Source organism: Ruegeria sp. O11 (assembly GCF_056535285.1).
In genome coordinates this window covers 1,032,690-1,046,239 of record NZ_JBQERS010000001.1, presented here as the reverse complement: position 1 = coordinate 1,046,239, position 13,550 = coordinate 1,032,690, and the positions used below count along the sequence as shown (strand labels likewise).

Here is a 13,550-nt window from a genome sequence, read left to right as displayed (position 1 = left end):
CATAGATGTTTGATTTGACAGGTAAGAACGCGCTGGTCACTGGTGCTTCGGGTGGAATTGGCGGCGATATCGCTCGCGCCCTGTATGACGCTGGTGCCACTGTTGGCCTTTCCGGAACCCGCGTGGAACCTCTGCAAGCGTTGGCTGAAAACCTTGGTGAGCGCGCGCATGTCTTACCTTGTAACCTGAGCGACCCCGAGGCCGTCGAGGCACTGCCGAAACAGGCTACCGAGGCGATGGGCTCGGTTGATATTCTAGTCAACAATGCTGGAATCACGCGCGACAACCTGTTCATGCGCATGTCGGACGAAGAATGGCAGAGCGTGATTGACGTGAACATGACCGCCACGATGAAGCTGTGCAAAGGCGTGATCCGGGGCATGATGAAAGCGCGCTGGGGTCGGATCGTGAATGTCTCGTCCGTTGTTGCCGCGATCGGGAACCCGGGACAAGCGAACTATGCTGCATCTAAGGCCGGGATGATCGGGTTTTCCAAGGCGTTGGCGCATGAGGTGGCAACCCGCGGCATTACTGTGAACGCGGTCGCTCCGGGCTTTATTACCACGGCCATGACCGAGAAGCTGACAGATGAGCAAAAGAAAGGTCTGCTGCTCAAGGTTCCGGCTGGCCGCATGGGCGATCCGCAAGAAATCGCAGCCGCCGTTCTGTACCTCGCAAGCCCCGAAGCCGGGTATGTTACCGGAAGCACCTTGCATGTGAATGGCGGTATGGCCATGTTGTAATCGCAATTCGGGGCGGATGCGAAAGCGTTTGCCTTGTGCGTTGTCTGTGCTATAGGCGGCGCATATGCGCAGGAACCGGTCCAAGGGCCGGTTCTCTGATTTCCCGGGGACCCGGGACCCAAACCGCCCGGAAAGGGCAAAACCAGTCCATCCCGAACGGGCAAGGGCAGAACCGGGCGGACAGCCCTGAAATGAAATGAGGAATAGACATGAGCGACGTCGCAGATCGCGTAAAGAAGATCGTTGTTGAGCACCTGGGTGTTGAAGAGGACAAGGTTGCTGAAAACGCCTCGTTCATCGACGATCTGGGCGCAGACAGCCTGGACACCGTTGAGTTGGTAATGGCGTTCGAAGAAGAGTTCGGCATCGAGATTCCAGACGACGCTGCCGAGACCATCCAGACCTTTGGCGACGCGGTCAAATTCATCAGCGAAGCTTCCTAAGCTTATCGTTCTAAGACAAAAGCGGCGCTTCCGGGCAACGGAAGCGCCGTTTTTTTTTGCCTGACGTAATTCGCACTTGCCTTGATCTGTTGAGAATTCGCAATCTGGCGCTTGAGGCAAAAAATGAGCGGGTAAGGGCATGATAAGATCCATCCCGATGATCAATACGGCGCGTCTGACCTTGTGTGCGATGCGCCCCGAGGATTTCAACCGTTTCGCCGAGATCTGGCGTGATCCGAAAGTTGTGCGCCATATCGGTGGCACCCCGAAGACGCGTGGCGAGGCCTGGGATTCCTTCTTGCGCAACGCTGGCCACTGGCAGATGACCGGTTTCGGTCAATGGGGTGTGATGCTGCAATCGAATCGCACTTTGATCGGGCAGGCCGGGTTCTTTTTCGGCAACCGCGAGCTTGGAGAAGATTTTGATGGCTTCCCCGAAGCAGGGTGGGTTCTGGACCCAGAATTGCAAGGGCAGGGGTACGGGCGCGAAGCCGCACAAGCTGCGCATGACTGGTTCGATCGCGTCATACCCGGCCCGCTTGTCGCGCTGATTGATGCCGACCACGCAACGTCTCAGCGACTGGCTGAGAAGTTGGGCTACAAGCTGCTGCGTGAGGCAGAGTATCTTGACACGGCGGTTCATTTGTTTCGCCGAGATGGGCCTCCGGCGCGGGTCTGAAACGCTTATGCTTGAGCGATGCCGCAAACGGCATTTACTTTGCCGATCCCGGGAAAAGATGGGAGGGGCGGCGGAGATATGGTATCGTGGTATTGCCATTTGAGTGAGCGGAGGAAAAGGCTCATGAGAATTTATCCCACGATGGAACTACAGAACGGTCGCTGTGTGACGCTGGACAAGGGGCGTCTGGATGACGCGATGATCTGGCATGTGAATCCGGTAGAGACCGCGCGAAGCTGGTCGGCTGCAGGCGCAGCATGGATGCAACTGACGGACTTCGATGCCATCGAAGGACGTGACACCAATGCAGAGCTGGTTGAAGAGATCATTCGTTCGTCCGAGATGTCCGTGCAGTTGGCCGGTGGCATGCGGACGCGCGAGCAGGTTGAATATTGGATCAACAAAGGCGCTGGACGAATCGTAATCGGGACATTGGCGGCCTGGGACCCTCAATTGGTAAAAGAACTGGCTAAGCTGTATCCTGATCAGATCGTATTGGCAGTTGATGTCTGGCAAGGCCAGGTGATGACCGAAGGTTGGCGAAGCCAGAGCGCCTTTACACCGGAAGCGTTCATTGAAGCATTTGCAGATACACCATTTGCGGCCATTTTGGTCACTGACATCGATAGCGACATGGAAGATGTCGAGGCGCAGCTGGGGCTGATCTCGGGTCTCGCCGAGAAATCACGCACACCGATCATTGCAAGCGGCGTCGTCCGTACTGCAGATGACATTTCGCGCCTTGCCTATATATCGAATATTTCAGGTGCACTCGTTGGTCGCGCACTGTTCCGCAAAACAGTTGATTTGTCCGAAGCGTTGGAAGTTGCAAAATCGGCGCATGAGCCGGTCGCTGAATTCCAGTAAACATAGCGCAACAGAAAACCCGGCCGTTATATGCTTGATGTCGGTCGGGTTTTCACTTTTTCACGCATTTTAGATTACATGGCAGAGTTTTGAACGATTTCCGGTTTGGGGATACCGAGCCAGATTCTGCCGTTGCTCTTGCCCCCGCACCCCGGGCCGGGGTATGAGCGGTTCTCATAACAGGAAGCAGGCAAGAGGCACTTCATGCGCAGAGTCGTCGTAACCGGTCTTGGATTGGTCACTCCTTTGGCCAGTGGGGTTGAGGAAACATGGTCGCGGCTGCTGGACGGCGAGTCCGGTGCAGGCCCGATCACACATTTCGACGCTGAGGCAAGCGGGGTCACCACGACCTATGCCTGCGAAGTGCCGCGCGGAGATGGCACCGACGGGACGTTCAATCCCGATGATTGGATGCCACCGAAAGAGCAGCGCAAGATTGAGGATTTCATCCTCTATTCGATCGCGGCTGCCGAGATGGCCTGCAAGGATGCCAATTGGCTGCCTGAGGACGAAGAAGACCGCCTGCGCACGGGCGTTCTGATCGGATCGGGTATTGGCGGGCTTGGGTCGATTGCCAACACAGCAAATCTGATCCGTGACAAGGGTCCGCGTCGAGTGTCACCGTTCTTTATTCCGGGCGCTCTGATCAATCTGGCCTCGGGTCAGGTATCGATCCGGCATGGATTTAAGGGGCCGAACCACTCGGTCGTGACCGCGTGCTCGACCGGTGCCCATGCGATCGGCGACGCCAGCCGCATCATCCGCGCCGGAGATGCAGACGTGATGATCGCGGGCGGTGGCGAGGGCTGCATCTGCGAAATCGGTATCGCAGGCTTCAACGCCTGCAAAGCCTTGTCGACCAAATATGCCGATGACCCGAAGAAGGCGAGCCGCCCCTATGATATTGACCGCGACGGTTTCGTCATGGGTGAGGGCGCGGGTATCGTGGTTCTTGAGGATTACGAACACGCTAAAGCTCGTGGTGCGAAAATTTACGCGGAGGTGCTGGGTTACGGTATGTCCGGCGACGCCTATCACATCACTGCTCCGTCTGAGGATGGCGACGGGGCCGAACGCTCGATGAAAGCAGCGCTGCGCAGCGCGGGGCTTGAGCCGAAGGACCTAGACTACATCAACGCGCATGGCACTTCGACCATGGCGGATACGATTGAATTGGGCGCGGTCGAGCGCCTGCTGGGGGATCACGCCAGCAACGCGACCATGACCTCGACCAAATCGGCCACCGGTCATCTGCTGGGCGCTGCTGGCGCGATTGAGGCAATCTTCTCGATCCTTGCGATCCGCGATCAGGTCGCCCCGCCGACCATCAATCTGGACAACCCGGCGGTTGAAACTCCGATCGATCTGGCCCCGAATGCCAAGCGCGAGCGTGAGATCAATGTGGCCTTGTCAAACTCGTTTGGATTTGGCGGCACCAACGCAAGTGTGATCTTCGGAAAGGTCAGCTAAATGTGGCGAGCGCTCGCTTCGAACGCGTTGACTATTCTGATCGTTGGCCTGTTCCTGATGGGTGGCGTCATCCTGTGGGGGCAGTCGCAATACAAGTCCGAAGGTCCCCTAGAAACTGCGATCTGCCTGCAGGTAAAGCCGGGCTCTAACATGACAAGAGTCAGCCGTGATCTAGAGGATCAGGGGGCAATCAGCAGCGGGTTGATTTTCCGCTTAGCTGCTGATTACGCAGACAAATCTCAGCAATTGAAAGCGGGCAGCTTCCTGGTGCGTGAAGGCACGTCGATGGAGCAAATCGTCAACGACATTACCCGTAGCGGCGCCAGCACCTGCGGGACCGAGATTGAATACCGCATCGGTGTGACCCGCATGCAGACCCGCGTGCGCGAACTGAACCCGGCGACACTGGACTTCGACGAAGTCGCATCCTTCGTAGTCGGTGAAGAGGAAGCGCCTGAAGCCTATGCAGAAAAACGCGGCGAGGCGGATACGCGCTATCGCATTTCTCTGGCCGAAGGCGTCACCAGTTGGCAGATTGTCGAGTCGCTGAAAGCGATGGATTTACTGACCGGCGAGGTGGCCGAATTGCCCGCCGAAGGGATGTTGGCCCCTGATAGCTACGAGGTCAGACCCGGTGAAGATCGGAATGCAATTCTTGCTGAAATGAAGGAAAAACAGCAGCTTAGAATAAATGCGGCGTGGGAGGGGCGTCAGGACGGTTTGCCTTTGAACAGCCCTGAAGAGATGCTGGTTCTGGCTTCGATCATCGAAAAAGAAACGGGTCAACCGGAAGAGCGCGGCCAAGTGGCCAGCGTTTTCGTTAATCGTCTGAACCAAGGTATGAGGCTGCAGACTGACCCGACCGTAATCTATGGCGTGACCAAGGGGCAGGGCACCCTGGGTCGCGGATTGCGGCAAAGCGAACTGCGCCGCGCGACGCCTTGGAACACCTATGTCATCGAGGGGTTGCCGCCCACCCCGATCGCCAATCCGGGTCTTGCGAGCCTTGAGGCTGCGGTGGCACCTGACAACACGGATTTCATCTTCTTCGTTGCAGACGGGACCGGTGGTCATGCCTTTGCCGAGACCCTGCAAGAGCACAATCGCAACGTTGCCAAGTGGCGCGAGATCGAGGCAGAGCGAAATTCAGGGAACTGATCTGATCGTCCGGCTTGTACAGGTTTGAAACGGCATGTTGTCCGACTTGTACAACTTGAATTCATAGCCCCAATAAAGAAACGGCCCGGTCATTCGACCGGGCCGTTTCTTGTTCAGGCCGCCTTGGCGCGACGTGGACGGCGGCGTTTCTGACCGCCCGGCTTCGGTGCACCGGAGTGCTGAGGTTTCGGGCCACGACGACGATTGTTCGGACGGCGTGGGGATTTCTTGGGCGCGATTGCTTCGGGCATCTCACCGCTGGCGACCGGGATCTCGATCTTCATCAGCTTCTGGATTTGACGCAGCAGGTCGACCTCTTCCGCCGAGCAGAAGGCGATGGCCTCACCCTCGCGGCCTGCACGGGCGGTGCGGCCGATGCGGTGGACATAGTTGTCGGGCACCTCGGGCAGGTCGTAGTTGATCACGTAAGCCACGCCCGGAATGTCGATGCCGCGCGCAGCGACGTCTGTTGCGACGAGAACGTTAATCTCGCCCGCGCGGAAGGCCTTGATCGCGCGATCACGCTGGCCCTGACTTTTGTTGCCGTGGATCGAGGCCGCGTTGAAACCATCGGCAACGAGGCCTTTCATCAGTTTCTCGGCCCCGTGCTTGGTGCGAGAGAAGACCAGCGTTAGGGCGTCCATATCTGTCGAGAGGATCTCGCGCAGTTTGGCGGGTTTTGCAGGCTTTTCAACAAAGTGTATCGACTGCGTGATTTTGTCGGCTGCTTTGCCGGGAGGTGAGACCTGCACCCGTTGCGGGTTGGTCAGATAGGCCTGGCTGAGCTCTTCCATCTGCTTCGGCATCGTGGCCGAGAACAGCATGGTCTGGCACGGCGTGCCTAGTTCCGGCGCGATGCGGCGCAGAGCGTGAATGAAGCCCATGTCGAGCATCTGATCCGCCTCGTCCAGCACCAGATGACGGACCGAACCCAGATCGACTGCGCCGCGATCCATCAGGTCAATCAGGCGACCGGGAGTGGCGACAAGAATATCGGTGCCGCGAGAGAGGAACATGATTTGCTTGTTGATCGATTGGCCTCCGACCACGGTGGCAACGCGCAATTTGGTCTTTTTGGTCAGGTTGCGCAGGCTGTCGGCGATCTGATTAACCAGCTCGCGTGTGGGCGCAAGGATCAACGCCTTGGCGGTCTTTGGCGCAGGTTTACCGGGCTGAGCCAGCAGGTGGTCAATCAGCGGCAGACCGAAGGCCAGTGTTTTACCTGTACCGGTCTGCGCAAGGCCGAGGATATCGTGACCGTTCAGCGCCAGCGGGATCGCCTGGTTCTGGATTGGGGTCGGTTGAGTGAAGTTGGCGCGTTTGAGCGCATCATTCAGAGCGGGCGCGAGGCCCAGCATGTCGAAGTCGAACAAATAACTATCCTTTACAGCCCGAGGCAATGGCTCACGGGCAAGTCGTGATGGGCCGCATCCGCGACCGGCAGGGGTTGTGCGAAACCTCAGGACGCGCAGGCGTTTCCTGCAGCATCTGGTTGTCGCGTCAAGAACCCTGCGTGATGGGGAACTATGGGTGAATCGGGCGCTGTTGGGGGGCGGTGTCGCCCACATGCTCACGCGGTAGCGCTGTTTGAGGGGCACATGCGGGTTGGAAGAACGATTGTCAAGCAAACATTACGGAGATGAGACAGTAAAACACTGGTTTAACTGCGATCGATTAACCCGTGGCGCACCAGGCCAGAAAAAAGGATGTCGTCCCGTTCGTCCTCATACGGACACCATTTACTAAGGCGCGCGACACTTCCAGGTGAAAGCTGCTCGCACGTGACCAAAGCTTTTGATGCGTCGTCCACCCGGTCAAGCGCTGCAAGGCAGATCGCACGACGAAACACCATATTGGCGTCGGTCGGGCGTGTACTGACAGCGCGATCGGCCCAGTCAAGTGCATCAAACGCTTCACCTGCCACTAGGTTGATGCGTGCGATGGACCAGAAATAAAATGCGCGGTCAGGTTCGCGCGGTGAAAGAGCTAGTGCCTTTCGAATCTCTTCGGCGGCTTCCAATCCCTGTGAAGGATCGGCCAATTCCTTTCGGTTGTGATATGCGACTTTTGCGCGGGTGAAATAGGGATTCAGCCGAATTGCATGCTCAAGCTCATTGAGGCTGAGTTCTTTTTCTCCGCGCCAGACATAGGCTGTGGACATAACGTAATGGGCGAATGGCGATTTTTTAGAAAGAGACAGAGCCTTTCGCGCAGCATCGAACCCATTTTCGAGGGCGGTATCACGGTTCTTTGACAAGCCAAAGCCATACTCTTTTAGGTAGGCCCAACCTAGAGCCGCCCAGGCCTCGCCATAGTCCGGCTCAATATCGATGGCGGCACAAAAGTCCCTTTGCGCTTCTTTGAGGTCCTGCAGCGCCGCGTTGCGCAGATTTGCCATGCCACGCAGATAGAGTTCCCAAGCACCCAAGTGGCGTGGTCTCTGCTGGCGCAGGCGGTCAATCTCACCCTCGACCAGTTCCACATCGAGCGCGGTGACAACGCGCAAAGTGATATCGTCTTGGATTCCGAAAAGATCCTTGAAATCACGGTCATACTTTTCGGACCAAAGTGAATGTCCGGTGTCACCCTCGATCAGCTCAACTGTAACTCGAATGCGCTTGCCAGCGCGCCGAACCGTTCCTTTGACCAAATATCGGGCACCTAGAACGCGCGCCGCATCCTGCGGCGAAAGAGCGGGATCGATAATGAGGCTCGACGCGCTGGCGATAACAGGGAGGCGGCCCATATGTTGCAGAGCAGAGATGATGTCTTCGGCGAGACCTTCGGCAAAGAATGACTGGTCGGGATCAGGAGCGTGATCCAGAAACGCAAGGACAGCAACCGTTGGCGGGGAAAAAGATTGATTGGGCTCGGTACGCTGCAATTCACGATCCGCTGCCCAACGCCACACCGTCAGTGAGCGTGAGATATTCTTAACGGTGTGTTGCCCATCCTGATCCAGATGAGCAACAAGACCTTTCTGTAGGGCATGCGCGAATTCGGAAGAAGCCGCGATGCCACTTGGGTGTGCTAGCCCTTCGAGGCGGGCAGCGATATTGACACCATCGCCGAGGATGTCTTCACCTTCGATAATGACGTTGCCGATATGGGCGCCCATGCGCAGCAATAGTCGCCGATCTGCTGGCGCCGCGCGTGCTTGTTCAACGCAGGCATTTTGAATCTCGAGCGCCGAAGTCATAGCTGCATCTGCTGTACCAAATTCAGCCAGGAACCCGTCGCCCATTGTCTTGACCAATCTCCCTCCCGATGCCTCTAATGCAGGGAGGATAATCCGATTTCGTAGACTCCGCACCGCTCGCACGGTTCCCAGTTCATCCGCCTCAATTAGTTGCGAATACCCAACGACATCCATGACCAAAATGGCAGCGAAACGCTTTTGATCTAATACGACTGTCATCGTTTCGATGCCCCATAGATGATACGCGATGCGTATAGGTTACGAATTGATGCCGATATTACCAAGTGTCATAGCGTGATCGGCCTGAGATGAAGCTGGAATGGCGGATCGGTTCTTGGCTAGAGGTTAAGAAAAATTAATAATTATAGTACGTTGGGTGTTGCGGCTGTTGCATGAAGCCTTGACTTTGCGTGCGGTTTCTCGTATAGGTTGTGTCATGCTAGAAGAAGTGGGCAACGGCCCCGGGGTGACCCGGTGGCCGTTTTTCATTTCTCTCGTGCGGAAAAACTCACGCATGAGGTCAAGACGCAAACATGACTTTGATTACCCCGGAAGAGCGGATTTCCCAGACGGCTGAATTGTTGCAGTCGCTTGAGAGGTCCATTCGCGATCTGCGCCAAGCAGCGGAAGAACTGCGAAAACAGATCAGTGCCGGGGAGGATGCAAACCTTGCCGCTACAGGCAAGCAACTGGGTCAGCTTGAGGGGCTGATCCGAAGTTGCCAGAAAGTGGAGACAAGCTTTGTCGAACAACATCACAGACAAGCCGGAATTGCCCAAGGAGGCTATGCGCTCGACCTTGATCGGGCACGATCTGAGATCGGGTACAGGCTGGCTCGCCTCCGCGCCTGCTGCGGTGCAGGACAGATTTCTGAGTGAGATCGGGGAGGGGGGGCTGTGTGCCCTCCCTTTCCTTTTCGAGTTCTGGGCGCTGCCGCATCAGTTGCCGCCCGAGGGCGACTGGCGGTCATGGGTGATAATGGGCGGACGCGGAGCGGGTAAGACGCGGGCCGGGGCCGAGTGGGTGCGGTCGATGGTCGAGGGGTCTTTGCCGCTGGATCGGGGGGAGGCGTGTCGTGTTGCTTTGGTCGGTGAGACATTCGATCAGGTGCGCGATGTGATGATCTTTGGCGATAGCGGGATTTTGCAATGCTCTCCGCCGGATCGGCGGCCTGTTTGGAAGGCGTCTGAACGCAAGCTGGTCTGGCCAAACGGAGCCGAGGCGCAGGCCTTTTCGGCACATGATCCTGAGGGGCTGCGCGGCCCTCAGTTCGATGCGGCCTGGGTAGACGAGCTGGCCAAATGGAAAAAGGCGGGGGAGACCTGGGATATGTTGCAATTTGCTTTGCGGTTAGGCGAGCGGCCGCGGGTCTGTGTGACCACCACGCCGCGCAATGTGACGGTTTTGAAGGAGTTTCTGGCATCGCCTTCGACGGTGCAAACCCACGCACCGACCGAGGCGAACCGAGCCAATCTGGCGGGTTCCTTTTTGGAAGAGGTACGCGCGCGCTATGCAGGCACGCGGCTGGGGCGGCAGGAATTAGACGGGGTGTTGCTGTCGGATGCCGAAGGCGCGTTGTGGACGGGTTCGATGCTGGAGGCGGCGCGCTGTGCGCAGGTGCCTGAGCTGGACCGGATTGTGGTGGCGCTGGACCCGGCGGTGACGGCGGGGTCTAATGCGGATGCCTGCGGGATCGTGGTCGTCGGCGCGCGGGTTCAGGGGCCGCCCGAGGAGTGGCGCGCCCTTGTGCTGGCCGACCGGACGGTTCAGGGCGTTGGTCCGGCGGGTTGGGCGCAGGCGGCGATTGACGCGATGGATGAGTTTGGGGCCGAACGGCTGGTGGCCGAGGTCAATCAGGGCGGGCAACTGGTGGAAGAGGTCGTGCGGCAGGTGGACCCTCTAGTGCCATATCGTGCGGTGCGGGCGTCTCGCGGCAAGGTCGCACGGGCCGAGCCTGTGGCGGCGCTGTACGAGCAGGGGCGGGTGCGCCATGTGGCCGGGCTGGACGCGCTGGAGGAGCAGATGTGCCAGATGACCGCGCGGGGGTTCGAGGGGCAGGGCTCGCCTGACCGGGTCGACGCACTGGTCTGGGCGTTGCACGAGCTGGTTGTGGGGCCCGCGGGGGTGTATCGACGGCCTAGGGTGAGGGCATTGTAATCGCATCAGTATTCTTGCTTCCGGCAATCCGCGCTCAATGACTTAAAGTTGAAAGTGAATCAGGAGTTACATCTTTAGAAATTCAGATTAATGAATACAATGGCACCGCCCGTTCTGCGATCGACGTCGAAAGGAGAATTTGGTGCCGTTCGATATATTGGCGCACACTGTGAATGAAACCGGTCAGGGAGACCTGATCGTACAGGACACCACAGTACCTGCCATTATTGATGGGTCGACCATTTCTTTCGACGGTGGTCAAACATTCCAACCATACACATATCTTGGCCAGGGGAACTACCGTGGCACAGGTGAATCTGGCGAGTTTATTCAGGTTGGGGGGCAGGTGTATGCTTACGATACGGCAAACCCGACAAGCCCGATGCGAACAGGTAACTGGAAAATAACGGAAAACGACCTTGATCCCAGTAATCCGCCTTGTTTCGTAAGTGGCACCCTAATCCAAACACCTAAGGGCGAAGTGCCGGTTGAGTCTTTGTTACCGGGGAACAGTGTTGTAACCGCTTCCGGCAACAAAATGCCAATTCTCTGGAAAGGAAGTCGAGTAGTCACGCGATATATGTTCCATCGAAATCCATCGCTTAGGCCAATAATCATAGAGAATGGTGCTTTAGAAAACGAGAGGGCTTTGCAGGTATCTCAGCAACATCGGTTGTTGATAAAAGGTCATCAGGCAGAACTGTTTTTTGGTGAACAAGAAGTCTTGGTTCCGGCCAAGGCGTTGATCGGATTGCCCGGAATCACTGTGGATTGTTCCGACAACGAAGTCACTTACCACCACATATTGCTGCAAGAACATCAAATGGTTCTTGCAAATGGGATTGTCGCAGAGAGCTTATTTATTGGCGATCAGCTTGGTCACAAGGACTTAGCGGAAATTAAGGCTCTTTTTCCGGATCTTATCGCGGATCTCAAGAAGGTTAAAGCGGCGAAGCCGATGTTATCCAACAACGAAGCAAAGGTTCTAGTTTGGTAAGGCCAGAGTGTCTCACCAGCAAAAGTTCTTGAATCTTTGTGTTGATAAACTTGCGCAATGGGTTTGGTTTCTTCTCGATCGATTGCGATTTGCTCGCGAAGCGCCCAGTCGAGATCAACTTTGGGCATTTTTGGTGCTCTCTAACCCCTCTCCCAAGGCTTTAACGCTTTACGCGATAAATCCTTTCAAAAAATTGGACAGAGAGGTGATCAGTTGACCCATGATCTGGCTGGACGCGCTAGAAGCTAAGATATGTCAGATTAGCGCGCGCGGGTTTAAGTGGCAGGACTCACCCTACTGCCTCGGCGCGCTGATCTGGGCGCTGCGTGAGCCGGTGGTGTGGTCTGCAGGGGCGTATCGGCGGCCGAGGGTGCGGAGTTTGTGAGCGCTTTGAGGGTTGATAGATTACTGGCGCAATCAGGTTCTCGACATTGGGTACTCTTGACTCCAATTATCCTCGTATTCGCCGAGCAGCCGGGACAGCGTCAGCAGCGAAGAAAACAGCCTTGCGTGGACATCCGGCGACATCATTGTTTTGTAGTCATCAAGCAGCTGCACAAGAACGACTACGTTGGAGGCAAACACCTCATAGACGTGCTTGTCAGCGGCAGTAGGTTCCTTGGTCCAACTATAGTTCGTATCGGAGTGTCCGGAAGGTGCAGGTTCGTTTTCATTCATCGGGTGGCCTCTTCAATTCGAAGCACACGTGGGGGCATGTGAAACGCAGACAATTGCCATGGCACGAAATCACAAGAACTTGGCGAAGATTGCAAAGGAATTGGGTTATGTTTCCAATGCGCCACTAAATCTTACAAGTGGCTATGCCGGATTTAGGGGCTGGGCCCGCCCGACCGGGTCGATGCGCTGGTATGGGCGCTGCAAGAGTTGGTTGTGGGGCCTGCGGGGGTGTATCGGCGGCCTAGGGTGCGGAGTTTGTGAAAGGTACTCTCGACCGAGTTAGTCAGGCCAAGTCGCGCGTCTGACATCCAATGTGAACGTTGCTGATTCTTGGTAGTATGCAGTTTCAGTCCGCATTGAGCATTCAGAAACCGTGCTCCGACTTTAGCCTATTGACTAATCGTCCCATCACAACAAGCCCAAGCTGCCCAAATTTACCGGCTTCTTGTTTTGACATTGGCTCAGCGAGCCACTTGCCGTTCCAGTAATATTGAGGGAGAAGTTCGATAACCTTCCAATTCCCATGAGTTTGTGCTGCTTCGGCGAGCACTTCTATCAAGCTCTCAGGCAATTCAGAGTAGATCTTACTAAAGCGTGCGTCATCAGCGGTCGTACGCACGTCGTAATATGAAACGCCTCCTTCCCAATGACCGTTGGCCTCCATTTGTTTAGAAGCGTAATCCGTCCATTGAACTTGCTGCCCGTGACGACTGAGGTACCCAGTCTCTGTTAAGCTTTGAACCAATGCTTCTTGCTTTGAATCGGGTGTGAACAACTCTCTCGTGCTGCTGAGACAACCTACGCGGCCATCTGGTCGAAGCGTTCGACGGCAATGGGCTGAGGCCTTATTCGCCGGTGCATTTGCGAGTCTCTGTGACGGGCTCGGGCGACGACATCTCTTGGGTGCGCCGGACACGGATCGATGGCGATGACTGGGGCGGGCTCGAAGTGCCCTTGGGCGAAGAAAGTGAGGTATATCTAGTTCGCGTGTTCGCCGAAGGCGCTTTGCTGCGCGAGACGGTTACTAGTGCTCCGGTCTGGCAGTATTCCGCCGCGATGAAGTTCGACGATGGGCTGAGCGGAGCTTACGACATCGCGATCGCGCAAGTCTCAGCCACTTATGGGCCCGGTGCGTTTGCACATCTTTCGGTAGGCTAAG

Annotated in this window: 13 protein-coding genes and 1 pseudogene; 10 read left to right on the top strand and 4 right to left on the bottom strand. The window is 56.6% G+C overall.

What is annotated here, in order from left to right; all coding sequences use genetic code 11:
* Positions 1 to 5: 5 nt before the first annotated feature.
* From fabG to mltG, 6 genes are all read left to right on the top strand, one after another.
* Entirely contained in the window at positions 6 to 743 is a 738-nt protein-coding gene (gene fabG, locus ACRZ91_RS05220; RefSeq protein ID WP_170540593.1) for a 3-oxoacyl-[acyl-carrier-protein] reductase, read from the top strand.
* 209 nt (positions 744 to 952) lie between these two features.
* The gene (locus ACRZ91_RS05215) at positions 953 to 1,186 is read left to right on the top strand and encodes an acyl carrier protein (protein ID WP_008756330.1); all 234 of its coding nucleotides are present in this window, start codon (positions 953 to 955) and stop codon (positions 1,184 to 1,186) included.
* Positions 1,187 to 1,325: 139 nt separating this feature from the next.
* Positions 1,326 to 1,865 (top strand): GNAT family N-acetyltransferase, encoded by a 540-nt coding sequence (locus tag ACRZ91_RS05210; RefSeq protein ID WP_170540590.1) that lies wholly within the window; start codon positions 1,326 to 1,328, stop codon positions 1,863 to 1,865.
* 123 nt (positions 1,866 to 1,988) lie between these two features.
* The gene (locus tag ACRZ91_RS05205; RefSeq protein ID WP_480903095.1) at positions 1,989 to 2,732 is read left to right on the top strand and encodes a 1-(5-phosphoribosyl)-5-[(5-phosphoribosylamino)methylideneamino]imidazole-4-carboxamide isomerase; all 744 of its coding nucleotides are present in this window, start codon (positions 1,989 to 1,991) and stop codon (positions 2,730 to 2,732) included.
* 204 nt (positions 2,733 to 2,936) lie between these two features.
* Positions 2,937 to 4,202 (top strand): beta-ketoacyl-ACP synthase II, encoded by a 1,266-nt coding sequence (gene fabF, locus ACRZ91_RS05200; protein ID WP_170540584.1) that lies wholly within the window; start codon positions 2,937 to 2,939, stop codon positions 4,200 to 4,202.
* Positions 4,203 to 5,360, top strand: coding sequence for an endolytic transglycosylase MltG (mltG, locus tag ACRZ91_RS05195; RefSeq protein WP_480903093.1), 1,158 nt, complete (start codon positions 4,203 to 4,205; stop codon positions 5,358 to 5,360).
* A gap of 113 nt (positions 5,361 to 5,473) precedes the next feature.
* On the opposite strand, the gene ACRZ91_RS05190 is transcribed toward mltG, so the two are convergent.
* Positions 5,474 to 6,733, bottom strand: a complete 1,260-nt coding sequence (locus ACRZ91_RS05190) for a DEAD/DEAH box helicase (RefSeq protein ID WP_480903091.1) — start codon at positions 6,731 to 6,733, stop codon at positions 5,474 to 5,476.
* 287 nt (positions 6,734 to 7,020) lie between these two features.
* Positions 7,021 to 8,778, bottom strand: coding sequence for an adenylate/guanylate cyclase domain-containing protein (locus tag ACRZ91_RS05185; RefSeq protein WP_480903089.1), 1,758 nt, complete (start codon positions 8,776 to 8,778; stop codon positions 7,021 to 7,023).
* Between the two features lie 314 nt (positions 8,779 to 9,092).
* Here ACRZ91_RS05185 and ACRZ91_RS05180 point away from each other — a divergent pair, with 314 nt between their 5' ends.
* From ACRZ91_RS05180 to ACRZ91_RS05170, 3 genes are all read left to right on the top strand, one after another.
* The gene (locus ACRZ91_RS05180; RefSeq protein WP_480903087.1) at positions 9,093 to 9,437 is read left to right on the top strand and encodes a hypothetical protein; all 345 of its coding nucleotides are present in this window, start codon (positions 9,093 to 9,095) and stop codon (positions 9,435 to 9,437) included.
* Positions 9,346 to 10,716, top strand: coding sequence for a DNA-packaging protein (locus ACRZ91_RS05175; protein ID WP_480903085.1), 1,371 nt, complete (start codon positions 9,346 to 9,348; stop codon positions 10,714 to 10,716). The genes ACRZ91_RS05180 and ACRZ91_RS05175 overlap by 92 nt, the downstream gene beginning before the upstream one ends.
* Positions 10,717 to 10,858: 142 nt before the next feature.
* Entirely contained in the window at positions 10,859 to 11,713 is an 855-nt protein-coding gene (locus tag ACRZ91_RS05170) for a Hint domain-containing protein (protein WP_480903083.1), read from the top strand.
* Positions 11,714 to 12,130: 417 nt separating this feature from the next.
* On the opposite strand, the gene ACRZ91_RS05165 is transcribed toward ACRZ91_RS05170, so the two are convergent.
* Together ACRZ91_RS05165 and ACRZ91_RS05160 are read right to left on the bottom strand one after the other, a co-directional pair.
* Complete coding sequence (locus tag ACRZ91_RS05165) at positions 12,131 to 12,391, bottom strand: hypothetical protein (protein ID WP_480655317.1); 261 nt, start codon at positions 12,389 to 12,391, stop codon at positions 12,131 to 12,133.
* 364 nt (positions 12,392 to 12,755) lie between these two features.
* The gene (locus tag ACRZ91_RS05160) at positions 12,756 to 13,166 is read right to left on the bottom strand and encodes a hypothetical protein (RefSeq protein WP_480903081.1); all 411 of its coding nucleotides are present in this window, start codon (positions 13,164 to 13,166) and stop codon (positions 12,756 to 12,758) included.
* Positions 13,167 to 13,198: 32 nt separating this feature from the next.
* On the opposite strand from ACRZ91_RS05160, the pseudogene ACRZ91_RS05155 reads away from it, so the two are divergent.
* Positions 13,199 to 13,549, top strand: a pseudogene (locus tag ACRZ91_RS05155) (hypothetical protein); the annotation flags it as partial.
* Between the last annotated feature and the right edge of the window lies 1 nt (position 13,550).

Excerpts from the sequence above, each read along its gene's own strand:
- ACRZ91_RS05180 (WP_480903087.1), top strand. The coding sequence starts at position 9,093 with ATGACTTTGATTACCCCGGAAGAGCGGATTTCCCAGACGGCTGAATTG.
- ACRZ91_RS05185 (WP_480903089.1), bottom strand. The coding sequence starts at position 8,778 with ATGACAGTCGTATTAGATCAAAAGCGTTTCGCTGCCATTTTGGTCATG.
- ACRZ91_RS05165 (WP_480655317.1), bottom strand. The coding sequence starts at position 12,391 with ATGAATGAAAACGAACCTGCACCTTCCGGACACTCCGATACGAACTAT.
- fabF (WP_170540584.1), top strand. The coding sequence starts at position 2,937 with ATGCGCAGAGTCGTCGTAACCGGTCTTGGATTGGTCACTCCTTTGGCC.
- ACRZ91_RS05175 (WP_480903085.1), top strand. The coding sequence starts at position 9,346 with ATGCGCTCGACCTTGATCGGGCACGATCTGAGATCGGGTACAGGCTGG.
- ACRZ91_RS05205 (WP_480903095.1), top strand. The coding sequence starts at position 1,989 with ATGAGAATTTATCCCACGATGGAACTACAGAACGGTCGCTGTGTGACG.
- ACRZ91_RS05215 (WP_008756330.1), top strand. The coding sequence starts at position 953 with ATGAGCGACGTCGCAGATCGCGTAAAGAAGATCGTTGTTGAGCACCTG.
- ACRZ91_RS05210 (WP_170540590.1), top strand. The coding sequence starts at position 1,326 with ATGATAAGATCCATCCCGATGATCAATACGGCGCGTCTGACCTTGTGT.
- mltG (WP_480903093.1), top strand. The coding sequence starts at position 4,203 with ATGTGGCGAGCGCTCGCTTCGAACGCGTTGACTATTCTGATCGTTGGC.
- fabG (WP_170540593.1), top strand. The coding sequence starts at position 6 with ATGTTTGATTTGACAGGTAAGAACGCGCTGGTCACTGGTGCTTCGGGT.